The sequence below is a fragment of the Rhodococcus sp. IEGM 1409 genome, from assembly GCF_030056735.1.
Lineage (GTDB): Bacteria > Actinomycetota > Actinomycetes > Mycobacteriales > Mycobacteriaceae > Rhodococcus_F.
Window position 1 is genome coordinate 501,013 of the sequence record NZ_JASHKN010000001.1, and the last position, 22,903, is coordinate 523,915.

Sequence of the window (22,903 nt, forward strand, 5' to 3'; positions counted from 1 at the left end):
ATACCTCTAACGCAGTCGATTTCCGGTTTCGGGGTCGAATAGATAGACACGTTCAGGAAGAGCAGTCGCAGCGCACTCGTCACCTGCTGCAAACCTCTCGTGGGCCGGCGTCTGAACCATCAGCGTTGATCCCGAGCCAGTCGACTCGGTTCCCGCTGCGTTCACCTGTACCAACCCGAACTCCATCAGGTGCTCGAAATGCTTCACGTGCACCGTGATCTGCCGATGCCCGGCAGGTCCCGGCACCATAGTCATGTCCTGGGGGCGAACTCCGACCCGAACCGACTGACCCTCAACGACATTGCGTGTCGAGACCGGTAAGGTACCAGCCGAGCCTATGGCAACAACCGCAGATCCGTTCTCGAGGCGCACACTTCCGTCGAACATGTTGATCTGCGGTTCGCCCACGAACTCCGCCACGAAGATGTTGGCCGGATCGTCGAACACCTCGTCAGGAGTGCCGTACTGCTGGATGATGCCACCGTCCATCACCGCAAGCCGGTCTGCCAAGCTCAGCGCTTCGACCTGGTCGTGGGTGACCACGATTGTGGTGTAGCCGAATTCGCGTTGCAGCATCTTCAGTTCACGCCGAACCCGTTGCCGCGCCGACGCGTCGAGGTGCGAGAGCGGTTCGTCGAGGAGCAGCACCGGCGGATTGCGCACAAGCGCCCGAGCGAGTGCAACCCGCTGCTTCTGCCCGCTCGACAATCCTGCCGGACGCAAGTCGAGTATGTCCTCCATCTCGAGACGACGGGCAATGGTGGACACCAGTTCGTCTGCGCCCGCTACTTTTCGGGCTTTCAATCCGTACGAGAGGTTGTCGCGCACCGAGAGCGGCGGATACAAAGCATAGCTCTCGAATCCAACCCCCACGCCTCGTTTCCCGGGTGCCAGCTGACTTATCTTCCGGTCACCGATCAAGATCTCCCCGCTCGAGACGGTCTCCAGTCCGGCGATCATCCGAAGGGTTGTCGTCTTGCCGCATCCCGAAGGACCGAGCAGGGCGACCAACTCACCCGGTTCGATGTGCAGGTCGATTCCTTTGACCGCATGGAATGTTGCCCGCCCGCGTGAAGAGTAGGTCTTCTCCAGGTTGTCCAGGGTGAGTGATTGCGCGACCTTCGTGACGCGACGGCTATCGGCGGTAGTGGTCATCGCCTGTCCTCCTGTGCTGCGTGGGTCGTTACACTGTCGCCGGTCCTACCGGTGCCGGCGATCGCGCTGCCGAGTCGTCGACTGTCTGTTCCCTCGGGTGCTCCCTCGAACAGGTGAATGTTCTGGCGAGCCACTTCCACAACGATCTCGGCACCTTCGACCGCGAGCGAACCACCCGACGACAGACCGATCATCGTGACCCCGCCGCCGAGATCTATCGAGAGTTCGACATTGCGGCCGAGGCGCTCCACCAGTTGGATACGGCCGCGTACGGCCACCGAACCGGAGTTCCGCGAAAAATCTGCCCGAATCTCGATGTCACACGGTCGGATACCGATTCGAGCTCCAGCCGACGTAGATATCGTGATGTCCGACGGAATCCCGACCTCCAGATCGGTTCCGAGCACCCGGAGCGCTGCCCCGTCGACTACTGCCTCGAACACGTTGATCTCGGGTTGGCCGAGCGAGCGCGCAACGAAGGTGTCAGCGGGCGCATGCCAGATGTTCGCCGGTGTGTCGATCTGGACCAGCCGCCCCTCCCGCAGGATCGCGATACGATCACCCAACGCCAGCGCTTCTTGATAGTCGTGTGTCACGTATACCGTTGTGGTGTTGGACATCTGACCGAGTTGGCGCAATTCGGCACGCATCGCCGCACGCAGTTTGGCATCGAGATGTGAGAGCGGTTCGTCGAGAAGGTACACGTCGGCCGGCCGTACCAACACTCGCCCGAGAGCAACTCGCTGCCGCTGCCCGTTCGAGAGTTCCCGTGGGAAGCGCTCGAGAAGGTGGTTGATTCCCAAGGTCTTGGTGACGGTGTCGATACGGCGCTTCTGCTCGACCTCCGAGTATTTTCCGGTTCGACCGGACTTGAGTGGTGACGCAAGATTCTCGGACACTGTCTTTTGCGGGTACAGTGCGTAGCTCTCGAAGGCCATGGCGACGTTACGGTGGTAGGGCTCGACCAGCGTCATGTCCACTCCCCCGATGTCGACCGTGCCATCGTCGACTTCGACGAGTCCGGCTATCGACTTGAGCGTCGTGGTCTTGCCTGCGCCCGAAGGTCCCAGAATGACGAGGAATTCACCGTCTGCCACGTCGAGGTCGATGCCGTCGATGCCCACGGTCTTTCCGTAGTGTTTGGTCAATGCTTTGACAGTAAGTGCGACCATCAGGATTTCACCGCCCCGAACGACAGTCCGCGGACAAGGTATCGCTGGATCGTCAACGCCAGAATCAGCGGCGGTAGAGCAGCGATCACCGCAGCCGCAGCTGTCAGGTTGTAGTAGGCCTGTCCGCCACCACCGAGGAACTTGGTCACTGCGACGGTGACCGTTCCGGCGTTGCTGTCGGCGAGGATGAGAGGGAAAACGTAGTTGTTCCACGCGAAGATGAACGAAAGTAGCGCTGCTGCGGCAATTCCCGGACGAACAAGTGGAAGCGCCACCATGACGAAGGCGCGCTTGCGCGTGTACCCGTCCAGGAGGGCCGCCTGTTCGAGATCTTCAGGCAGATCTTCGAAATACGATCGCAAGATCCAGACCACCAGAGGCATCGTCACCAATTGAAGAACCCACACCATCCCGAGCTTGGTGTCGAACAACCCGATCTGGTTGTAGATGACGAACAGCGGGACGATCACCATCAGCTCCGGCGCAAAGCGGAAGGAAAGCATGTTGAACATCAAATCGTTGGATCCCTTGTACTTCCAACGTCCGGCAGCATACGCAGCCGGAATGCCGATAGCCAACGAAACCAGAACAGCACCACCACAATTGATCAAGCTGGTCAGCAGAGCCGACTTGAAGTCGACACTCGTCAGATCCGTGCCCTTCTGACTCAGCACGGTTCCGAAGTTCTCGAACGTGGGACTGAACTTGAAGTATGTGGTGGTCTGCTCGGCCGGAGTCTTCAGCGCCAGCAGAAACATCCACAGGATGGGAAAGAGCGAGAAGACGAACCACCCGACCAACACGATGTCCGCGGCTACGGCACCCACCGTGAACCTCTTCTGGCCTGGCATCAATTCACTGGCCATGACTTTACGACTCCGCTCCGGCAGCACGACGCTGCGCCTTGCCCAACACGCTCACCAGATAGCGCGCGGTGACGAACACGATGATCCACAGCAAGAACATGTAGGTGCTGCCGCGGGAATAGTCGAGATTGATGATCGAATCCTCGAACGCACCGATCTGGAGCGTTCGGGTGGACAGTCCTGGTCCACCCGCAGTCAGGACGTACACCGCGTCGAACACTTTGAGGTTGTCCATGAATCGGAAGATCACGGCGACCAGGATGTAGGGCCACAACATGGGCAGCATGAGCCTGCGGAACATGTAGAACCAACTGGCACCGTCTACCTCGGACGCTTCGAACGGCTCCTTCGGTAACGAACGCATGCCGGCGAGAACAAGAATCGCCACGAAGGGAGTGAAGATCCACAGGTCCACCAGAATAACGGACCACAGGGCGTTCTGACTGCTCAACCAGTCGAATGTGTTACCGAGCCCCAGAACGTGATTCAGAATTCCGAACTGCGGGTTGAACATCAGCTTCCAGATCACGCCGGCGATGACCGGTGCGATCATCAACGGAAGGATCAGCACTTTCTCGAAGATCTTCCCGATCAAGCTCGAACGGTTGAGCAGTAACGCGATGCCGACACCGATCACCGTCTCGACCGCCGTGGCGACAATGGCGAAGACTCCGGTCACACGCACGCTGGTCCAGAAACTCGAGTCGCCCAGGACACTCGCGAAGTTCTTGAACCACACGAACTGCGGATCCGGGTTCACTGCCGCGTAATTCAAGAACGAGTAGTACGCGCCGATCACAAACGGATAGAGAATTCCGACAACGATCACCACAGCCGGAATCGAGAGGATGTAGGGGCGCAACTTACGTCGCCACATCGGCACTTCGGGAGGCTCGACGTTGCGGGACGGTGCGCCTGCCGGTTTCGCGGAGTGAGCCTCCGACGGCGGACGGGTGGATTGGGTAGTCACTTTTCCTTACTCCCTTGCTCCGGTGATCCGCCGCGGATCAGAGGTTTACCTTGGATGTGTTGGTCTTGGCGAGCGAGGACAGTGCCGATTTCGCGTCCTTGCCTCCGTAGATGTCCTGCAGCGCGACAGCCCAGTCCTCGGTGGTGTCGAAGAACTTCTTCTGAGGCGTGAACTGGATCTTGGAACTGCCGATCACCGTCTCGAATGTTTCGAGATAGCCCGGCATACCTTCGCCGACTTCCTGTTTGAAAGTTTCGTCGAACACGGACTTGCGCACGGGGTTCGCGAAGATGCCTGATTTGACCGCGTCGTTGAGAGTTCCCTTACTGGTGGCCCACTGCAGGAAAAGCCATGCCGCATGCTTTTTCTCGGAACGCGCATTCATGGCCAACGACCACGTCCACAGGTTGGTCGCGTAACTCCCGTCCGGGCCCGCTGGACCCGGGTACCAAGCGAGGTTACCCGCTTCGCGACTGGCTCCGGCTTTGTTCTTCGGGTACGTCGCACTGTCCGCGTCGTAGACCATCATTGCCTTGCCGTCACCGAGATCGCCTGTTGCCTGCGGATAGTCGTACGTTGTCCACGAGGTCGGTCCGGCAGCGTGCATCATGTCGATCCACTTCTCGGTGAAGGCGACAGCCTTGTCCGAATCCATGGTCGCCACCAACTCGCCACCCCGAAATTCGTAGTCCTTCGCACCCTCGCGGGTGAACTGTGTCATGAACCCCGGGTGAATCGTCGCCCAGGACTTCGAGCCTCGTGTGGCGATTCCGTAGACGTTCTCACTTCGATCCGTGAGATCCGTTGCAAGTTGGATCAATCCGTCGAATGTGTCGGGAAGCGTAATGCCCTTGCCGTCGAAGATCCTCTTGTTGTACGTGACGACGTTGTTCTCGAATCCGAGCGGCAGTGCCCATTGCCCACCGGTTCCGAGTGGAGATCCCAGTTCGAAATCCCAACGGGTAGAGGTTCGCAGCCCCTCGTAGATATCTTCGAAGTCGTACTCGTCGCTGGTGGCCGATGTGTTCTCGAGCCACGGCTGCAGATCCTCGAGCCAGGCCGGCGGCCCGTACTGCCAGATGAAGTACGCACCGAGCATGAATACATCGTGCTTGCCGGTACCACCAGCAAGTTCGGTGTTGAGCTTGGTGAAATAGTCGGCCTCCGGCACCAGATCGGCTTTGACTGTGATACCGGTCAATTCGGTGAAATCAGCGAGCAGTGGCTGCAACGCCTGCTGATACGGGTGCGGGGTTTGCAGGATATTTATGCTCGTACCTTCGAGCGCCCGCCAATTGAATCCGCCTGTCACCTCCGACGCTCCGTTGGTCGGCTTCTCACCACCACCGACGCCACAGGCGGAAAGTATGGGCACGCTCGCGGCAGCCATCCCCGCGATACCGAACGCCCGCAGCATCTCTCGACGCGAGAGCTGTGGACCACCGCTGAATGGGACGCGGGGTGTGAAACGACTCATGTTGATTCTCCGCTGAATGGATGAGTGGGGATCTCGAACGACCTGCGGCACAGGTCGGGTGTGCGAACCGTCAGGGAATCAGTGAAACCTTTACGGACTCGGTGCCACTGGCCACCAGATCGAGTCCCTTCTGGAAGTCTTCCAACGGAAGCTGATGCGTGCAGATCTTGTCCATCGGCAGCAGGCCTGACTCGATCATCCGGATTGCGGCCGGCCAGCAGTCGGGCCCCAGGTGCGCCCCGAGGACGTCAAGTTCCTTGTCGTCGCTGATAATGCTCCAGTCGACGCTGACGTCGTCTTTGAACACCCCGTATTCGACGTAGGTGCCGAGCTTACGCAAGATGTTGAGGCCCTGGGGAACTGCAGACGGATGGCCTGTCCCCTCGAGATAGACATCGGCTCCATAACCATCGGTGAGATCCTTGACGATCTGCACGGCATCGTCGTCGGCGATGTTGATGACGATGTCGGCTCCGCACAGTTTGGCGAGCTCGAGCTTTTCCGGTGCCATGTCGAGAGCGATCACGTGCGCCGGGCTTTTTGCCCGCGCCCCGGCAACCATCCCCAGCCCGATCGGCCCGCAGCCCGCAACGACGACAACGTCGTCAAAGGTAATTCCAGCTCGTTCCACGGCGTGCAGTGAGCACGACAGTGGCTCGGCAAACGCAGCATGTGCTGCCGGCAGATCCTTGGATACCTTGTGCACCAAAGCTTCCACTGGATAGACCATGAATTCGGCCATCGCGCCAGGGGTGACTCGCTTGAATCCGTACAGGTTGTGCGGTTGGCACATGTGATACTGCCCGCGCTTGCAGTAACGGCATTCCCAACACGGAACGATCTGTTCGGAGACCACACGGTCGCCCACCTGGATCCCCCAGCGCTTCGACCCAACCGCATCGATCGAGACAACCTCACCGACAAATTCGTGCCCCGGAATGACCTCGGTCTCGGCCCAAGCCGGACGGTTTTCGTCGCCCCAAAATTTTGCTGCACCGTGGTAGCACTTCAGGTCACTCGCACAGATTCCGACTGCTTCGACCCGAACCAGCGCTTCACCAGGGCCCGGTACAGGCTTCGGCACTTCTTCGAGTCGATAGTCGCGCGGACCGTGGCAGATGACCGCCTTCATCGTCTCGGACATCTTTGTCTCCTCTTGGGATCAGGTCTGGATGGGGCGCAATGCGCTGGTCCAGTAGCTGCATATGAACACAATTTCATGTGTCGGCGGTCACAGTATCGGATCGATTTACATATGTCCAGCACAATTGTTCATCTGAACTAGGTGCGTGAGCATCTGTTCATGCGGTACCTTTCAGTCATGCCGATCAGCAGCTCAGACGCGATGCCACGACCTGCATCCACGCCTGCTGGTTCGGTACCGACCAGCACAAACAGCACATTCACGCGCGCGTTGCTCTACACCGCGGCCAAGCTCTACTACGACGAAGACGCCACTCAGGCCGAAGTGGCGAAAGCCCTCGGCACCAGCCGCGCCACCGTCAGTCGCATGCTTTCCGAGGCGCGAAGGCAGGGCATAGTCCGCATCCACGTTGTGCCGCCTCAGGAAGAAGCACATGGAAGCCTGGCCGAGCGGTTGCGCGTCAAGCTCGGACTACATCGCGTGTACCTGTCTGGACCTCTACCCACTCCGGCACAGCAGAAGGGCACGGTCGACGTCATGGGTTCGGTACTCGCCCCGGCGACGGCCGAGGCCCTCGCCGGCGCCGGCCTCGTGCCGGGTGACGTACTGCTCGTGTCCTCCGGGCGGACGGTATACGAAGTCGCGCAATACGATCTGACACCCATTCCAGGAGTCCTCGTCGCTCCCACTGTTGGTGGCAACGACCAACCGGAAGAGTGGTACCAGACCAACGAGATCACCCGCTTGATCTCGAACAAGATCGGCGGGCGCCCGAATTATCTTTTTGCGCCGGCGCTTCCAGGACCCGATCTGTATCCGACCCTCACCAAGGATCCGGCCATACAGCGAGTTCTCGGCCTGTGGCCACGAGCTCGGGCTATCCTCATGGGCATCGGCGCTCCACCTCTACTGCGCGCCGACATTCCGCAGTTCGTTCCGATAACGTCGTCATCGCTTCGGGAAGCCGTGGGCGACATCTGCTCTCGATTCTACGATCGAGACGGCAACACCGTCGACTTCCCCGGTAGCGAACGCCTTATTGCGCTCGAACTGTCTGCACTGCAAGATATCCCGGTGGGCATCGCCGTGGCTGTCGGCGCCGAGAAAGTCGCTCCCATCATCGCCGGGGCACGCAGCCGGTACTTCAATCAACTTGTCACCGACCCAACCACCGCACAACAGATACTTGCGGTCGAGTAACTTCGAAAGGCTTTGTCATGCCTACTGCGTCAGCTCGCCCGCTCGGCGGAAAACGCGCTCTTGTCACCGGAGCGTCGAAAGGCATCGGCGCGCAAATCGCACACGCCTTTGCCCAAGCCGGCGCGGACGTAATCGTCTCCGGTCGTAGCCGTTCCGAACTGACAGCGCTGGCCGACCGACTCCGCGGCAATTTTGCCGTGCGCGCCGAGATTCTCGTTGCAGATCTCGCATCCCCCGACGCACCGACCCAGGTCGCACAAGAGTCTCTCGCGGTATTCGGTGGACTCGATGTGCTGGTCAACAACGCTGGAATCTCGTATCCCGAATTTGTCACCGACATAACCGAACCCAACTTCGACGCGGTTCTGAACGTCAACCTCCGTGCCCCGGCCTTGCTCGCCGCGAAGATCGGCTCAGCCATGGCCGATGCGGGTGGCGGAGCCATCGTGACGGTTGCTTCAGCAGCAGCCTTGCGCGCGTTGCCCGAGCACTATTCGTACTGCATCGCAAAGGCTGGTTTGGTGATGGCCACCAAAGTGCTTGCCTTGGAGCTGGGTAGCCGCGGCGTCCGGGCAAACTCGGTCTGTCCGACGGTTGTACTCACCGAGATGGGCCAGACGGTATGGGGTGAGCACGACAAGGCTGCACCTATGTTGAATCGTATCCCGAGTGGCCGCTTTGCCATGCCGGACGAGGTGTCCGAGGCCGTCGTCTGGCTGGCGTCGGACGCCGCCGCCATGGTGAACGGAACCGATCTTCCCATCGACGGCGGTTACCTCGTAAGCTGAACGGCCGCAGCCATCAGGCCGTTCAGCCGAATTCAGCGAGGGTGTGGATTTGTTCCTTCGTCGACGGATACAGCGTCAACCACGTTTGATACAAATCCTCGTACATCGCACTGTTGGCTGCATTCGGCACTACTTCGTGCGACAGAGTCGTCCAATCAGTATCCGGCGCAACAAGTCCGGTCCCGATCGCAGCCAACAGCGCGTCGCCGTAGCTGGCGCCGATGGTCTGAGCGGGAACCAACTGTGTGTGTCCGCTGATGTCGCTGATCGCCTGTGTCCAGACCCGACTCTTGACCCCACCTCCCACAGCGATCGTGCGTCGGACGGGTTCATCTGTGTCACTGAACATTTCGAGTATCTGACGGATTCCGAAGGCAATGCCCTCGTAGGCAGCTCGAAACAGATGCCCCCGGCCATGGCGCAATGAGAGTCCTGCGACAACACCTCTGGCTTTGGGGTCGAACACGGGGCTACGTTCGCCGGCAAAGTACGGCAGGATCAACAACCCTTCGGCGCCGGCCGGCACCGCCTCAGCTTCGGCGAGCAACTGTTCGAATGGTGCATCACCGGTGAGCTTTTGAAGCCATCCGGTCAAGCTTCCGGCGGTGGACGTGCCGGCCGCAAGTGCCAGAGTATTCTTCTGAACGCCTGCGGTTGTCCACAATGCCGGGTTGCTGTGAAACTTGTCGAGCACCTGCACAAGGAACATCGTCGACCCGTACATGAGCATGAGATCCCCGGGATGACGGGCACCCACACTGAACCCTTCGGAAAAGGCGTCGACGGTACCCGCGACAACAGGAGTTCCGGCCGGTAGTCCGGTCTGCTCGGCTGCACGAGCGTGCACAAGTCCGACAACATCACTCGGCCATACCAAACGTGGACATTCCAGATGTCCCAGAATGCGATCGAGCCAATCGGATTTCCAGCTGAAGTCTCGAACCGAATAAAGCGGATCACACTGACTGGCCGTGTGATGATCCTGAATGTACTCGCCGGTCAGCTTTGCGGCGATGTACGAATTCGAACCGAACCATCGCGTCGCCGCGGCAAAAATATCTGGTTCATGGATGCGCACCCACTCGATCTTCGGTCCGACGGCCTGACTCGACAGGAGTTTGCCACCACAATCGAGTATTGCCTCCTCGCTGAACAATTCGGTCAGCGAGGCCACTTCTGCTGAGGCTCGACTGTCGATTCCGTAGAGGATAGCCGGACGAACAGGACGAAGTTCACTGTCGCACAACACCAGTGCCGGACCGACGCCGCTGACACATACGCCGGCCACCTTGGCACTCGTGGGAACCTGCGCCACAAGACGTTTCGAGATCTCACACACCTCGGACCACCACATCTTCTCGGCGTCCACCTCGGCCCACCCGGGCCGGGGCATCGAGATCTGGTGATCGATCTGCTCGGTTGCCAGGACCACGCCGTCAGGGGTCACTAGAACCCCTTTGCTGCTGCCCGTCCCCATGTCTATACCTACCAACAAGTCCACGGAGTCACCCTAACCGAGCGAACGGTGTCAGGCTCTGTGGTTACACGCCTTCGGTGAGTTCGCGCAGCGACGCGTAACGCTCACGCACGTGGGGAGCTGGTTCGGCGTCGAATCGCCGCTCTTCCGGTTTCGGCCACACCGGCGGCTGCGCGTCCCCTGACAGTGCCCATGCTGCTTGCCTGCAGGCCCCCTCGGCGACGTACTCACCGGGAGCGGGGATCACGACCGGCACCCCGAGAATTGCCGGCGCTATCTCACAGAGAGCACGAGACTTCGCTCCGCCTCCCACGAGGAGAACTCGCTTCACCTCGACACCCTGACGAACCAGATCGTCGACGCCATCGGCCAAGCCGCACAGGAGACCTTCGACTGCGGCTCGTGCAAAGTGCGCAGGCGTCGAGTTCTGCAAACGGAAACCGTGCATGGATCCCGTGGCATCGGGCCGGTTGGGCGTCCGTTCACCCTCGAAGTACGGAATCATGACCAGACCGTCGTTTCCGAGGGGCGCGGTCAGCGCCAACCTGGACAGTTCGGCGTGATCGACGCCGAGAATGGATGCCGTCGCATCAAGAATGCGAGCGCCGTTGAGAGTGCACACCAGCGGCAGGTGCAGTCCGGTTGCGTCCGCGAATCCTGCCACGTTTCCACTGGGATCGTGTGTGGGAGTGACTGATACAGCGGAAACGACGCCGGAAGTTCCGATCGAGATGATCACGTCACCGGGGACTGCGCCCAAACCCAGTGCGGCTGCAGCATTGTCACCCGTGCCCGGTCCGATGACTCCCCCGGAATGAGTGCTCCCGATCTTTTCGTTCGGCGCTGCAACTCGAGGAACCTGTGGGGTTCGATCGCGAAATGCCAACGCCAACATATCGGTACGGTATTCGCGCGTCGAGGCAGCGTAATAGCCGGTTCCACTGGCGTCGCCCGCATCTGTCGCAAGCTCCTTCAACGACTCTGACCCACCCAATTTCCAGGACAGCCAGTCGTGCGGAAGACACACCGCAGCAGTGCGATCGGCGTTGGCCGGCTCGTGATCTGCCAGCCATCGAAGCTTGCTTGCCGTGACCGCGGCGACCGGAACGACTCCGACGGCGTCGGCCCATTCCTTCGATCCGCCGAGTTCTTCGACCAGATCGGAGGCAGCTTTCGCCGAACGAGTGTCGTTCCACAGCAACGCCGGCCTGACGACTTCGCCACCGTTGTCCAGACACACCATGCCGTGCTGTTGAGCTCCGACCGAAACGGCTGCAACGTCGTCCAGCCCACCCGCCGCTGCGATTGCATTGTCCATCGCCTCGAGCCAACGTGCCGGATCTATTTCGGTACCAACGGGATGAGCCGCTCGCCCTTCTCGAACCAGTTCACCTGAATCGGCATCACGGACAATGACTTTGCACGACTGGGTAGACGAATCGATACCGGCAACGAGCGTCACACTGGAGTCCTTTCCGAAGGACCGTCAGCTCGCGTTGGCGACCGCGGGCATCCGGTTGCTGCGCTTACGCAGCGATCGCACATATTCTGCGCGCTCGGTCTCCGTCATTCCACCCCAGATGCCGTAAGGCTCGTGGACGGACAGGGCGTGTTCGCGGCACTGCTGGAGTACAGGGCACGTCCCGCAGACCTTCTTGGCGTTACGTTCACGGTTCTCGCGGGCGTGTCCACGCTCGCCGTCCGGGTGGAAGTACACCGCGGAGTCGTGCCCACGGCATGCTCCCTGCAATTGCCAGTCCCACACTTCGGCGGTCGGGTACGGCATCGGAAGGTGCTTGTGCATGATGGCGACCTCAATTCCTTACTCGGGTGAAACGTGTTCGGGTGACTCGGGAGTTACGCGGCGGCGGACTTGTCGACGCCTGGCCGATTCGCCGATCGGCCGAGCCGATGTGCGCAGACCGAAGCGATTTCGCCGGCGACCGGCGGAGTCAGCGCTGCGACGCCGTCGTCGAGAATCGCCTGCAGCCTGCGGAAATACTCGTCCGGGGCGAGGCCGAAAGTTACAAAGATCTCTTCGTCAGGTCCACCGTCGAAATGCTGCCACTTGAGTGCGAACTCGACGATCTCTTGTGTATCGGTGCGGCTCATCAGGTTCTCCCCTGTTTGTGCGCCCTGCTTCACAGAAACTGCGACTCGTCTCCTCGGACGCCCGTGGCAGTGAGTCAAGACACAGAGTATGCCTACTTCTGCTTTTTCACAAGACTTACTTACGTCTTTTTGTGTACAAAGTGAGCGAACTTTCGCACGCTGAAGTTACTGACGAGGAATGCTTGAATAGGACAATGACCCGACCGTCCACGACTCCGGCTACCGCAGGAGAGGTATTCACGCTGATACGCAGCGGTTCAGCGACCACTCGCAGCGAGATCGGGAAGCTCACCGGCCTGTCCAGGACAGCAGTATCGGCCAGGGTTGCCGCACTTCAATCGCTTGGTTTGATCGCCGATGACGACGAGGGTCCGTCGACGGGCGGCCGGCCGCCGTCCACTCTCACGTTCGCGAATTCGTCCGGCGTGGTTCTCGTCGTGGCGATCGGTCGATCGCGGGCACAACTTGCCGTCACCGACCTGGCGGGCACGATCCTCGCCGCGGAAGACATCGACAAGTCGGTCGGAGTCGGCCCGGACGAACTGATGCCCGAAATTGCCGAGCATCTCTCGTCACTGCTGGCCCGGGTCCAGCGGAAGTCCACCGAAGTCATCGGGGTAGGACTGAGCATTCCGGGAACCGTCGACGTCGCCGCAGGAGCCAGCCTCGATTCTCCGATGATGGCGGGATGGGACGGAGTTGCCCTCGCCCCCTACTTGGCATCGGTGACGATGGCACCACTGTTTGCCGACAACGATGCCAACGTGATGGCTCTGGCCGAACTGAGCGAACGCCGCGAGAGCGCGCCCAACCTCCTGATGATCAAGGCATCGACCGGCCTGGGCGCGGGAATCGTCTTGGGCGGAGTCCTCCAACGCGGTTCACTCGGAGCCTCCGGCGAGATCGGGCACACGAAGACCGCTGCGGCACGGGGCATGAAATGTCGGTGCGGCGACGTCGGCTGCGTCGAAACCGTCGCCAGCGGTTGGGCTCTCGTGCACGCCCTCCGAGATCAGGGCCGGAGCGTCGGGCACGTGCGGGACGTTGTCCGCCTCGCTCTGGACGGCGACAGCGAAGCACGCCGACTCATCAGAAGCAGCGGTCGACTGATCGGCGACGTCATTTCCGGCGCGGTCAACCTCCTCAATCCCGAGGTCCTGATCATCGGCGGCGACATGGCCGAGGCGGACGAACTCTTCCTCGCCGGGCTTCGAGAGTCTGTGTACGGCAATGCAACGGCGCTTGCCACTCGAAAGCTGCAGATCGCATCGGTCAGCCACGGCGCACAGTCAGGCATTCTCGGCTGCGCGGTTCTTGTCCTCGACCACCTCCTCAGCGCCCGGGAAATCGACCTGCGCATTGCCGCGTCGCCCCAAAACTGAGCGACTGATTTCTCGCACGCTTCGCACCGGATAATCATCTCTTGTGGCACTCTGGCCATCTCGATCTATCTAGCCCTGTTGGCCGCGGTGTCCTTCGTCGCAACGATGCTCATCAAAGACCGATCAGGACGAGATCTGATGCTGTGATCGACCTCGAGGTGGACGCCGCACGGCGCCGCGATGCCGGGGTTTCGTCAGCCGAACTTTCGAATGGCGAACTCCGGCAACTTCTTCGCACCGTTCGCGGTGCGCACGATCTTGTGGTTTTTACCCCTCATCAAAGCCAGTTGGATCCGCGATTCAATCCAAAATGCCCAGCGAGGCGATCGGTTCCAAGTCTTGTGCAACAACGTCTTCGTTGCTGCGACGGCGTCCGGCGAGCGAGTCATGATCTGCGACAGCAGTTCCTGTGCCGGCTCGAGCGGATTGTCGCTGACTCCGCTCACGAAACCCCACTCGAGAGCCTGATTTCCATCGAACAGTTCGGCCGTCATGGCGAGGCGTTTCACGACGTCCATTGCCGCGAGTTCACGCATCGTGACCGTCCCGGTCATGTCGGGAATCAGTCCCCACTTCGCCTCCATCACCGAGAACGTGCAATCGGGGGTGGCGAACCGAAAGTCTGCGGCGAGCGCCAATTGCAGTCCCCCGCCGAAACAGTGGCCGTGAACGACCGCGATGACCGGCACGGGCAATTCACGCCACACCCAGCACGCGCGTTGAAACAGGTTGGTCTTCTGACCGGGAAATTTCGCAAATGCCCTTGCCATCCGACTCGGCTGCTTGCCCGCAGAAGCGAAGTCCAACCCGGCAGAGAATGCGTCACCCGCGCCTTGCAGAACTACGCCCCGAATCGAACGATCAGTTTCGATCGTTCGAGCGGCATTCACCAGCGCGTCGAGCATGTCCAGATCGAGACCGTTGAGTTTCTCCGGTCGGTTCAGCGTCACGTACGCCACCGACTGCACTACCTCGACACGAACACGATCACTCACGGCAACTCCTCCGACTCGACATATCCCCGACGAACTTACCTGAGAGTAAGTTCGTCGAGGATTCGTCATGCCATCTCGGCAAGAAGTTCCATGGTCACTTGCCCGGCCGGGTCCGAATCAGTGGATGAAGGCACGGCTACGACGGTGTCCACCCCCACCGCTCGGTACGCCTCGAGTTGCTCGCGAGCATCGGCCACAGTTCCCACGATTCCCACCGTCGCCACCATGGCGTCGGAGACCTGACTCAAGAGCTCTCGCGGTGCGGCCCCGGCCCTCGCTGCCTCGATCACGTCCGCGAAGCCGGCGCGGACGAACATGTCCGAGTATCCGGGGGCAGCGAGATACGGCACAAGCCCACGTCTGAGTTGATCGATCGACACCTGCGACGGTCCGTTCTCGGCGACAGCAGCCGGTGCCCACACCGACACGACGGGCATGCCCGTTTTCAACTCGGCCGCGATCTCCTTGCATCGCGAGATCAGACGACCGGCCTGCTCCGCACTCACCAGATTGAGCACCAGTTCGTCACCCAACTCCACCGCGGCGCGAAGAGCCTTGTCTCCGAAAGCTGCAACGATCAGCCGCCCACCTGGCGGCTGAAGGCGCAGTCGGTATCCACTGGTGCGCATTACTGTGCCGGCGACTTCGCCCCGCTCGCCGTTCATCAGCGCTCGCACACCGCGGGCGGACTCCGCGAGTGCACGTGCCGCTCCGGATCTGCTTCGCCCATGCCATTTTTCGACCACGACAGTACTGGACGTACCCAACGCGATCGACACGTGACGCCCGGTCAAGTCCGCTACCGACGCCGCCCCGATCGCGATCATCGCCGGATCACGAACCGTCACTGCCAGCGGGCCGACCACCAACTCGGAGTGCTCGAAGCCGGCGCCAACCGACGTAGCCAACGCAAAGGCGTCGTACGTCGCCATCTCCCCCACCCACACTCGGCCGAACCCCAGTTTGCCGGCAAGGCGCGCAGTGACGGTCACCTCGCGCGGCGGACGGTCCTGCCACAAACCCAGGGAGATGTCGATTGTCGGCAATCCTCTAGGCGAAATCCCGCCACTCGAAGTCCCGCTACTCGAAATCCCGCTACTCGAAATCCCGCTACTCGAAATCGGAGACAAGACCCATTCCCTTCAACAGTGTCGGGCGGTCGTAGTATTCGAGCCACTCGGTAACCAGCCCGTCTGCCATGCTGAGGATTCCGACAACCGGCACGACGCCGTGGGTACCGTCGAAGTGGAAATCGTCCACTCGCTGCACGAAAACCCTGCCGTCGATCACACCGAGAGACTCGATCTTCAGGGTGATCCGTTCACACTTGCTTGCCAGCAACGCGATTCGGCCCGCAACAGCCTCCTTGCCGACAAGAGGTTCCTGCATCACGCTGTGGAGCACACCGTCCTCGGCGAACAGGTTGACGACGCGAGCCCAGTCCATGACGTCCCAGGCCTGGAACATCTCACGCGCCAGTGCAAGCTTGTCACTGTCGTTCATCACACTCATGCCACACTCTTCTGTCGAAGCTCACGCTTGAGGATCTTTCCGGTCGAATTGCGCGGCAACTCTTTCCGAACCTCCAGCCGCTCGGGAAGCTTGTACGACGCGATGCGCTTGTCCTTCAGGAACGCAACCAGAGCATCCAGCTCGAGTTCCGTCTCGGGTCGCAGTGTCACCACTGCTGCGACGCGCTCACCGAGCACTTCGTCGGGGTCACCGATGACGGCGACGTCCGCGACGGACGGATGCTCGGCGATCAACCCCTCCAATTCGGCTGGAGCGATGTTCATTCCGCCGCGGATTACAAGGTCTTTGCCTCGATCCAGGTAGCGGAGGAATTGTCCGTGATCACCGGCGATTTCGAAGATGTCTCCGGTGCAAAGGAATCCGCGTTCGTCGAACGGTGACGGCCGATCGCCGAGATAGCCGGCAAAGACCGTGGGTCCGCTGACCCGCAACTCACCCGGGTGCCCGACTTCGGTGATGTCCTCGCCGGTGACCACGTCGACCAAGCGAACGTCCATCCAATCCGAGATCCTGGTGCTCCAGCGAAAGTTCTCGACACCGAAGCGAGGGAAGTACCGTGCGCGGTCGTCCGGATCCGGCATGTCCGCAGGCGAAGAGAGCAGACTGATCCCTTCGTTGGATCCGAAGAAGTTGATGACTCCGATTCCGTATCGCTCCTGCCATCCCCGCACCATCGGAGGTTGCAGCGGCACCGAACCCGAACCGATCCGCGTCAGGCTCGACAGGTCGACGGCCGCGAGCATCGACTCGTCGGCGAGCAGCATCCACAACAGCGCAGGCGGCGCTACTGTGTACGTCACTCGCTCGGCCTCGATCTGCCCGAGGAACACTCGAAGATCGAACGGGTGGTGCTGTACCAGTACACATCCCGTACGGAGCCAGGGCAAAAACATTCCGTTGATTCCGGCCATGTTGACCATCGGGAACGGGTTCAGCAGGACGTCGTCGACGACGATGTCGGGAGCGTCGATCGTGGCCCAGCAGATGGCCAGCCACTCGTAGTGCGAACGTGGGACCCCCTTCGGCTCGCTTTCTGTTCCGGAGGTCCAACAGATCGTCATCGCGTCGTTCGGGTCGTTGGGATCTTCGGTGTTTCGTTCATCCAGTTCGCGCTGCGCTTCGGTGGCTGCCCGAGGACTCAGCCCCACGACGCCGGCTGGAAGCTGAGCCGGAAGCTCGGACGCGGGAGCGTAGGCGAATACCGATCTCAGAGAGGAAATCCGGGATCTGATTGCAGCGATCTCCGTAGCGGGGAGTCTGTCACCGAAGCTGGGTACGGTGACAAACGCTGCAAACGCCGCCTGGTTTGCCATTCCTTCCACTTCACGTTCGCGGTACTGCATGGGTAAGGGTGAGACCACGATCCCCAGCGACCACGCTGCAAGGTAAACCTCGACCAGTTCGACGGTGTTGGGCATCTGCACGCCCAGAACATCTCCCCGGCCCAAGCCCGCCTCGGTGAAGCGGGCAGCGAGCGAGATGACTTCGCTCTCCAGTTGGTTCCAACTGAGGCGCCGTGGATCTCCGCCGGACAACTCGCTCCGGTTCGCCGGATCAACTACCGCGAGTTCGTCGCCGCGGACCCGCACCTGCGCCCGGAACACCTGATCGATCGTCTCGTCGGACCACCACCCCTTCGAGGTATATTCGTCCACCTTGCCGCGAGGATGCAATCCCCTGTGTGTCTTGTTCATTCGCGCGCTCTCTTCAGTTCTCGTAACGGCCGGAAATGTCGATCACGTCGCCCTGCTTCTCGAAGGCCTGGGTAGCGGCATTCCACTCGAACGGCTGGAATGCCAGGATTCCCAGCGCGTGATCGGCGGTCATCGTGAACTTGATTCCGTCGATGAACATCGGCGGGTGGTAGTCCTGCGTCCGCGCGGCACTCATGATGGTGGCGCGGGAGAGTCCGTCAGATGACTCCGAGGCCCGAGTGAAGTTGTCCACCAACAGGTCACCGATGGCCCAGCCGTTCACGGTGTAGCTGTTGGTCGGGGAATCGGCACCGTGAGCCGCCGCTCCGGCAAGGTAGTCACGTACCGCCGCGTCGTCCTTGTAGAGAGCGTTGTTGGGATCCTTGAGCCACACCATCACCTGCTGCCCGTCTGCAGCTTCACCGGCGGGTGCATACAGAGTCGCACCGTCCACGCAGTTCGACGGCTGAATCACGGTGTCGGGCTTCCATCCGACACGTCCGATCGCCTGGGTGATCGCGAGGCAGTCAGTGGTGACACCGGCTACCACCAATACCTCGGCGCCACTGGCCTTGAGGGTCGATGCCGCCGTCTTGGGGTCGGTCAAGGCCTCCTCGGCTGCGATCTCGAAGTTGGTTCCTTCGATCGCGGATTTGAAGCCGTTGGCGATTCCCTGTCCCGACTCGGTCTGGTTCGTGGCCAATGCGACCTTGGCGCCGTCCGGATACTTTTTCTTCAGGCTCTCGACCACTACCTCCATCTCGATGCCAGGATCAGGCAGATACTCCGTGGTCCACGGGAAGTCTTCGATGACCCGGAACTCTGGCATCCCTGCCTGTGCAAAGAGTAGTGGCACACAGGCAGTGGTCTGATCGTCCGCGATGGCGTTCAACTGGCCGGCTCCGAACGTGCCCAGAACGTCGACCTTGTCCTTCTGAATAAACTCTCCGACATTGGCTTTGGCGCGCTCCGGGGAGAAGGCATCGTCCTTGACCACGACGTCGAGTTTGACACCGCCGACACCGCCGGCCGCGTTCGCCACCTCGAACCGTGCTCGCATTCCTTCGATCACGTTGCCGACGGCGTCGGCGAGCGGGCCTGACGTCGGCCCGCTCCATCCCACCGTGAGTTTGTCGGTGATCGGCGCTGCGGCACCGCTGGGATCGCTGCAGTCGTCGACCGAGACTGCACCGGCTGATGTCGACGTGTTGCTCTCTGCATCGGAGCTACCTCCGCAGGCCGAAAGGAGTAGTGCCGCAGCGGCGATGACTGCGGGAATCGTGCTCTGCCTTTTCATGTCGTCCAGTTCCTTGCTGTGAGTTGAGAGAAACGAGAGTGGGCGAGGGAGATGTTGATCAGGTGCGAGGCTCGCCTTCGCGATACTTGGGATGATCTGCGGGAACCACGAGGATGAATCGTCGTAGGACGCTGTTGATCCGGCCGACGATTCCGTCCGGCATCAAGAACACGATCGCGATCAGCACCGCGCCGAACACCACTCCCGACACGGGGCCGTCGGTGACGCTTCCGGTGTAGTACGGCAGGAACACCACTGCAGTTGCCCCCACGATCGGGCCGAATTGGGTTGCGATTCCGCCCAATACCAGCCCGGTGATGAACTCGATCGACTTCATCAGCGAGAAGGACTCGGGCGAGAGCGCGCCGATGTACATCGTGAACAGCGAACCTCCCAGGCCGGTGATCGCGCCGGAAAGCCCGAAAGCGAGAATCTTGACCCGCGCGACGTTGATGCCGTTTGCGCTCGCCGCAATCTCGTTGTCGCGCACCGCGACCATAGCCAGACCGAATCGACTCTTGACGAGATTGCGAATCAGGAGCATGACAATCGCCAGCGTCACGACCGACACCCAGAAGATCCAGAGATAGGTGTCCGCGCGAGTCAAACCCGTCCATTTCGGCGGGACCAGCAGATTTGCACGAACCACCATTCCGGCGGCACCACCGGTCAGATCCCCGGTCTTGCGGATCACTTCGGGAAACGCCACAGCGACGGCGAGTGTCACGAGAGCCAGATACAGCCCCTTGATCCGCAACGACGGAAGCCCGACGAGAAGCCCTAGTACAAAACATAATACGACTGCCATCGGGATCGTGGTCAACGGCGAGTATCCGCGATCGACGACCAGCACGCCGGTCGTGTACGCGCCGAGGCCGAAGAAGGCGGAATGGCCGATCGACAGCAGTCCGGTGTATCCGCTGACGATATTCAGTCCTGCAATGGCAATCGCGATGATGAAGACGCTCGTGAACTGCCCCACGCGAAACGGTGCACTCTGTGACGCGAGAAGCAATGCACAGACGGCTGCCACCAACAGAACTATCTGGAGTAACCGGTACGACGTCGATCCGGCGACCACCACACGCGGCTGCCTGACCGCCTTTTCGGCGACGGCGGGTTCATTTCTCTCGGCAAGCGTCGTCATACCCGCTCCAGCTTCTTGGTTCCGAACAGTCCATTGGGTCTGACGAAGAGGATCACCACGATGATCAGCAGAGCGGATGTCTGCTGAAGCGAACCACCGATGGCCGAAATGTAGCCGCTGAGCATCGATTCCAGGACACCGATCGTCAACCCGCCGACCACGGCACCGACAAGACTGTCGAGTCCTCCGAACAATGCGGCCGCAGATGCTGCGATGAAGATCGGAAACATGGTCGTGAGACCGAGTTGCTGCGGCGAGAGCGGAGTGACCAGGACACCGGCCAGTGCGCCGATCGCTGCCGCAACACCCCAACCGATTGCGAGTATCCGGCTGGTCGGAACTCCGGCGAGGGTTGCCGATTCGGCGTTGTCCGCGACAGCGCGCATGTGCAGACCAACCCTGGTCTTGCGAAAGAGCAAGGACATCAACACAAGTAGGACAACCAGCGCCACGAGTACACCCAGCGCGTCGCCGTACACACGCGCACCGCCCACCGAGATGTAGTCGGTCGGACCGTTGGGGAACGGACTCGGCATGATCTTCGTGTCGCTCCCCCACAGCATTCCGGCCAACGAGTTGAGCCCGGTGAACAATCCCAGTGCCACGATCAGCACTGCCATGTCGCTTCTACGCTGAACTGGCCGGATCAGCAGACGCTCCATCAATGCACCGAGCAAGAAGCCGAGAGCGAGTGCCGCTCCGATCGCGGCCCAGATCGGCCAGGACATCGTCGTGAGCCACCACGCCACGAAGGTCGTGAACAGGGCCAACTCGCCCTGAGCGAAGTTGATCGTGCCGGTGGCGCGGAACACTACCACCAGTGCGAGGGCAAGAATTGCGTAGATGGACCCGTTGGTCAATCCGGAGATGAGTCGTTCGAGAAAGAGTGTCACCGTTTACTCCTGGTACCCGAGGTAAGCGCTGCGCACGACGTCGTCGGAACGAAATTCCTCGGTCGTTCCGGCAGCGACGATGGTGCCTACGTCGAGTAGGAAGACCTTCGACGCGAGTTTCATTGCGAGATCGGCATTCTGTTCCACGATCAGCAGTGCAGTTCCGTCGCTGCGGTTGATCGCACCGAGCGTGTCGAACAATTCGGCAATGACGATGGGTGCGAGACCCAGGCTGGGTTCGTCGCACAGAAGGAGTGTGGGACGGCTCATCAATGCGCGCGCGACCGCGAGCATCTGCTGTTCGCCGCCCGAGAGTGAGCCCGCCAGTTGCGTCGAGCGACGACCGAGCACCGGAAACGTCTCGCACCACCGCTCGATGTCGGCTGCGATCTCGGCCTTGTCCTTACGCAACGCAGCGCCGACGAGCAGGTTGTCGCGGACGGACAGTTGACCGAGAGTTCCGCGGCCTTGCGGGACGAGGCTCACGCCGGCAGCCACGGCGCGTTCCGGTTTCGACCCCAACGGCGAACCGTTGAAGGTGATCGTTCCCTGATGCGGAATCAAACCGGCCAGCGCACGCATCATGGTGGTCTTTCCGGCGCCGTTCGCGCCGAGAACGACAGCGACCCCGCCAGGTTCCACGTCGAGCGAAATCCCGTGCAGTACATTGCCGCGCCCGTAGCCGGCATGCAGGTCGTCGACCTTCAACAGCGTCACGCGGCACGTCCCAGATACGCGTTGATCACGGCGTCATCCTGCTGGATCTCCGCCGGAGTTCCCTCGGCAATCTTGTGGCCGAAGTTCAGGGCGACAACGTGATCGGAGATCCCGAGCACCAATCCCATGTGGTGTTCGACCAGAAGCGCACCGAAGCCGAAGTCGTCGCGGAGGGAGACGATCAGTTCTCCCAGTTCCTTGACCTCACTGTGCGTGAGCCCACCAGCCGGTTCGTCCAGCAGGAGTAGCGACGGCTCGGACATCAATGCTCGCGCCAGTTCGACGCGCTTGAGTGTTCCGAACGGAAGGCCTGCCGCAGGTGCATTCGCGACGTCGACGAGTTCGAGGCGTTCGAGCAGGTACCAGGCCTTCTCTCGCAATTCTCGGACTCGGGCGCGCGCTGGAGGCCAGCCGAGAAGCCCGCTCGCCAGTCCGAAGCGGCCCCGAGACGATCCACCGACCATGGTGTTGTCGAAGACGCTCATGCCGCTGAACAGTGCGAGATTCTGGAAGGTTCGAGCGATCCCGGCCGAGGCGAGCGCATAGGGGCGCAGCCCGAGCAGGTCGGTTCCCTGCCAGGTGATGACGCCCCGGCTCGGCTCGTAAATCCTTGTGATGCAGTTGAACAGCGTGGTCTTACCAGCGCCGTTGGGCCCGATGAGCCCGCAGATCTGTCCGGCGCGGACGTCGAAGCCGACGTCGTCGAGAGCGGTGACTCCGCCGAATTCGATCGATACGCCGGAAAGCGTGAGTACGACCGGGTCATTCGCGGGTTGTGCGGGTGGTGTGGTTCCAAGCATTGGTTCACCTCCTCGTGACACTTCAATTAACAGTGTGATAGAGATTACTACAGTAAGCAGAGGCACTCCGTCAACGTGCGGCTC

The 22,903-nt window shown here is 61.0% G+C and carries 22 protein-coding genes; 3 read left to right on the forward strand and 19 right to left on the reverse strand.

The genetic code is table 11. The annotated features are described in order from the left end of the window. Window positions 1–6: 6 nt before the first annotated feature. From QM716_RS02480 to eltD, 6 genes are all read right to left on the reverse strand, one after another. Window positions 7–1,155 carry an ABC transporter ATP-binding protein gene (locus QM716_RS02480; RefSeq protein WP_283302173.1) on the reverse strand — a complete coding sequence of 383 codons (1,149 nt, stop codon included), beginning with the start codon at window positions 1,153–1,155 and terminating at the stop codon, window positions 7–9. Continuing rightward, the gene (locus QM716_RS02485; protein ID WP_283302174.1) at window positions 1,152–2,327 is read right to left on the reverse strand and encodes an ABC transporter ATP-binding protein; all 1,176 of its coding nucleotides are present in this window, start codon (window positions 2,325–2,327) and stop codon (window positions 1,152–1,154) included. The genes QM716_RS02480 and QM716_RS02485 overlap by 4 nt, the downstream gene beginning before the upstream one ends. Continuing rightward, complete coding sequence (locus tag QM716_RS02490) at window positions 2,327–3,193, reverse strand: carbohydrate ABC transporter permease (protein ID WP_283302175.1); 867 nt, start codon at window positions 3,191–3,193, stop codon at window positions 2,327–2,329. The genes QM716_RS02485 and QM716_RS02490 overlap by 1 nt, the downstream gene beginning before the upstream one ends. 4 nt (window positions 3,194–3,197) lie before the next feature. Further along, on the reverse strand, window positions 3,198–4,163 hold the full coding sequence (locus QM716_RS02495) for a carbohydrate ABC transporter permease (RefSeq protein ID WP_283302176.1): 966 nt from the start codon (window positions 4,161–4,163) through the stop codon (window positions 3,198–3,200). A 37-nt stretch (window positions 4,164–4,200) separates the two neighbouring features. Further along, on the reverse strand, window positions 4,201–5,580 hold the full coding sequence (locus tag QM716_RS02500; protein WP_283303026.1) for an ABC transporter substrate-binding protein: 1,380 nt from the start codon (window positions 5,578–5,580) through the stop codon (window positions 4,201–4,203). A gap of 130 nt (window positions 5,581–5,710) precedes the next feature. Next, the gene (gene eltD / locus QM716_RS02505) at window positions 5,711–6,784 is read right to left on the reverse strand and encodes an erythritol/L-threitol dehyrogenase (protein WP_283302177.1); all 1,074 of its coding nucleotides are present in this window, start codon (window positions 6,782–6,784) and stop codon (window positions 5,711–5,713) included. A 201-nt stretch (window positions 6,785–6,985) separates the two neighbouring features. Here eltD and QM716_RS02510 point away from each other — a divergent pair, with 201 nt between their 5' ends. Both QM716_RS02510 and QM716_RS02515 read left to right on the forward strand, forming a co-directional pair. Next, window positions 6,986–7,984, forward strand: coding sequence for a sugar-binding transcriptional regulator (locus tag QM716_RS02510; protein WP_283303028.1), 999 nt, complete (start codon window positions 6,986–6,988; stop codon window positions 7,982–7,984). A gap of 17 nt (window positions 7,985–8,001) precedes the next feature. Beyond that, window positions 8,002–8,772: an SDR family NAD(P)-dependent oxidoreductase gene (locus QM716_RS02515; protein ID WP_283302178.1), complete on the forward strand. Its 771-nt coding sequence runs from the start codon at window positions 8,002–8,004 to the stop codon at window positions 8,770–8,772. Between the two features lie 22 nt (window positions 8,773–8,794). On the opposite strand, the gene QM716_RS02520 is transcribed toward QM716_RS02515, so the two are convergent. The 4 genes from QM716_RS02520 to QM716_RS02535 are packed head-to-tail and all read right to left on the reverse strand — an operon-like array spanning window position 8,795 to window position 12,361. Next, window positions 8,795–10,273 carry an FGGY-family carbohydrate kinase gene (locus QM716_RS02520; protein WP_283302179.1) on the reverse strand — a complete coding sequence of 493 codons (1,479 nt, stop codon included), beginning with the start codon at window positions 10,271–10,273 and terminating at the stop codon, window positions 8,795–8,797. Window positions 10,274–10,313: 40 nt separating this feature from the next. Continuing rightward, entirely contained in the window at window positions 10,314–11,711 is a 1,398-nt protein-coding gene (xylB, locus tag QM716_RS02525; RefSeq protein ID WP_283302180.1) for a xylulokinase, read from the reverse strand. Window positions 11,712–11,735: 24 nt separating this feature from the next. Beyond that, window positions 11,736–12,053, reverse strand: a complete 318-nt coding sequence (locus QM716_RS02530) for a WhiB family transcriptional regulator (protein WP_230814392.1) — start codon at window positions 12,051–12,053, stop codon at window positions 11,736–11,738. Window positions 12,054–12,106: 53 nt separating this feature from the next. Continuing rightward, on the reverse strand, window positions 12,107–12,361 hold the full coding sequence (locus QM716_RS02535; RefSeq protein ID WP_283302182.1) for a DUF3263 domain-containing protein: 255 nt from the start codon (window positions 12,359–12,361) through the stop codon (window positions 12,107–12,109). Between the two features lie 194 nt (window positions 12,362–12,555). Here QM716_RS02535 and QM716_RS02540 point away from each other — a divergent pair, with 194 nt between their 5' ends. Further along, window positions 12,556–13,743 (forward strand): ROK family transcriptional regulator, encoded by a 1,188-nt coding sequence (locus QM716_RS02540; RefSeq protein WP_283302183.1) that lies wholly within the window; start codon window positions 12,556–12,558, stop codon window positions 13,741–13,743. 194 nt (window positions 13,744–13,937) lie between these two features. Here the strand turns inward: QM716_RS02540 and QM716_RS02545 are convergent, their stop codons facing one another. The 9 genes from QM716_RS02545 to QM716_RS02585 form a co-directional block, all read right to left on the reverse strand. Continuing rightward, window positions 13,938–14,738: a crotonase/enoyl-CoA hydratase family protein gene (locus QM716_RS02545; protein ID WP_283302184.1), complete on the reverse strand. Its 801-nt coding sequence runs from the start codon at window positions 14,736–14,738 to the stop codon at window positions 13,938–13,940. Between the two features lie 65 nt (window positions 14,739–14,803). Next, window positions 14,804–15,784 carry an LLM class F420-dependent oxidoreductase gene (locus QM716_RS02550; RefSeq protein ID WP_283302185.1) on the reverse strand — a complete coding sequence of 327 codons (981 nt, stop codon included), beginning with the start codon at window positions 15,782–15,784 and terminating at the stop codon, window positions 14,804–14,806. A 64-nt stretch (window positions 15,785–15,848) separates the two neighbouring features. Further along, on the reverse strand, window positions 15,849–16,250 hold the full coding sequence (locus QM716_RS02555) for a nuclear transport factor 2 family protein (RefSeq protein ID WP_283302186.1): 402 nt from the start codon (window positions 16,248–16,250) through the stop codon (window positions 15,849–15,851). Further along, window positions 16,247–17,965 carry a class I adenylate-forming enzyme family protein gene (locus QM716_RS02560; RefSeq protein ID WP_283302187.1) on the reverse strand — a complete coding sequence of 573 codons (1,719 nt, stop codon included), beginning with the start codon at window positions 17,963–17,965 and terminating at the stop codon, window positions 16,247–16,249. The genes QM716_RS02555 and QM716_RS02560 overlap by 4 nt, the downstream gene beginning before the upstream one ends. 13 nt (window positions 17,966–17,978) lie before the next feature. After that, a complete protein-coding gene (locus QM716_RS02565) occupies window positions 17,979–19,262 on the reverse strand; it encodes an ABC transporter substrate-binding protein (RefSeq protein ID WP_283302189.1) in 1,284 nt (427 codons plus the stop codon). A gap of 58 nt (window positions 19,263–19,320) precedes the next feature. Beyond that, window positions 19,321–20,409 carry a branched-chain amino acid ABC transporter permease gene (locus QM716_RS02570; RefSeq protein ID WP_283302190.1) on the reverse strand — a complete coding sequence of 363 codons (1,089 nt, stop codon included), beginning with the start codon at window positions 20,407–20,409 and terminating at the stop codon, window positions 19,321–19,323. Then, a complete protein-coding gene (locus QM716_RS02575) occupies window positions 20,406–21,302 on the reverse strand; it encodes a branched-chain amino acid ABC transporter permease (RefSeq protein ID WP_230814402.1) in 897 nt (298 codons plus the stop codon). Before QM716_RS02575 ends, QM716_RS02570 begins: the two co-directional genes overlap by 4 nt. A 3-nt stretch (window positions 21,303–21,305) precedes the next feature. After that, window positions 21,306–22,019, reverse strand: coding sequence for an ABC transporter ATP-binding protein (locus QM716_RS02580; RefSeq protein WP_283302192.1), 714 nt, complete (start codon window positions 22,017–22,019; stop codon window positions 21,306–21,308). Further along, a complete protein-coding gene (locus QM716_RS02585; protein ID WP_283302193.1) occupies window positions 22,016–22,819 on the reverse strand; it encodes an ABC transporter ATP-binding protein in 804 nt (267 codons plus the stop codon). Before QM716_RS02585 ends, QM716_RS02580 begins: the two co-directional genes overlap by 4 nt. Window positions 22,820–22,903: the final 84 nt, after the last annotated feature.

What these genes read in the sequence shown, in the direction of transcription:
- QM716_RS02480 (WP_283302173.1), bottom strand. Translation starts at nt 1,155, where the DNA reads ATGACCACTACCGCCGATAGCCGTCGCGTCACGAAGGTCGCGCAATCA.
- QM716_RS02485 (WP_283302174.1), bottom strand. Translation starts at nt 2,327, where the DNA reads ATGGTCGCACTTACTGTCAAAGCATTGACCAAACACTACGGAAAGACC.
- QM716_RS02490 (WP_283302175.1), bottom strand. Translation starts at nt 3,193, where the DNA reads ATGGCCAGTGAATTGATGCCAGGCCAGAAGAGGTTCACGGTGGGTGCC.
- QM716_RS02500 (WP_283303026.1), bottom strand. Translation starts at nt 5,580, where the DNA reads ATGCTGCGGGCGTTCGGTATCGCGGGGATGGCTGCCGCGAGCGTGCCC.
- eltD (WP_283302177.1), bottom strand. Translation starts at nt 6,784, where the DNA reads ATGTCCGAGACGATGAAGGCGGTCATCTGCCACGGTCCGCGCGACTAT.
- QM716_RS02510 (WP_283303028.1), top strand. Translation starts at nt 6,986, where the DNA reads ATGCCACGACCTGCATCCACGCCTGCTGGTTCGGTACCGACCAGCACA.
- QM716_RS02515 (WP_283302178.1), top strand. Translation starts at nt 8,002, where the DNA reads ATGCCTACTGCGTCAGCTCGCCCGCTCGGCGGAAAACGCGCTCTTGTC.
- QM716_RS02530 (WP_230814392.1), bottom strand. Translation starts at nt 12,053, where the DNA reads ATGCACAAGCACCTTCCGATGCCGTACCCGACCGCCGAAGTGTGGGAC.
- QM716_RS02535 (WP_283302182.1), bottom strand. Translation starts at nt 12,361, where the DNA reads ATGAGCCGCACCGATACACAAGAGATCGTCGAGTTCGCACTCAAGTGG.
- QM716_RS02540 (WP_283302183.1), top strand. Translation starts at nt 12,556, where the DNA reads ATGACCCGACCGTCCACGACTCCGGCTACCGCAGGAGAGGTATTCACG.
- QM716_RS02555 (WP_283302186.1), bottom strand. Translation starts at nt 16,250, where the DNA reads ATGAGTGTGATGAACGACAGTGACAAGCTTGCACTGGCGCGTGAGATG.
- QM716_RS02560 (WP_283302187.1), bottom strand. Translation starts at nt 17,965, where the DNA reads ATGAACAAGACACACAGGGGATTGCATCCTCGCGGCAAGGTGGACGAA.
- QM716_RS02565 (WP_283302189.1), bottom strand. Translation starts at nt 19,262, where the DNA reads ATGAAAAGGCAGAGCACGATTCCCGCAGTCATCGCCGCTGCGGCACTA.
- QM716_RS02570 (WP_283302190.1), bottom strand. Translation starts at nt 20,409, where the DNA reads ATGACGACGCTTGCCGAGAGAAATGAACCCGCCGTCGCCGAAAAGGCG.
- QM716_RS02585 (WP_283302193.1), bottom strand. Translation starts at nt 22,819, where the DNA reads ATGCTTGGAACCACACCACCCGCACAACCCGCGAATGACCCGGTCGTA.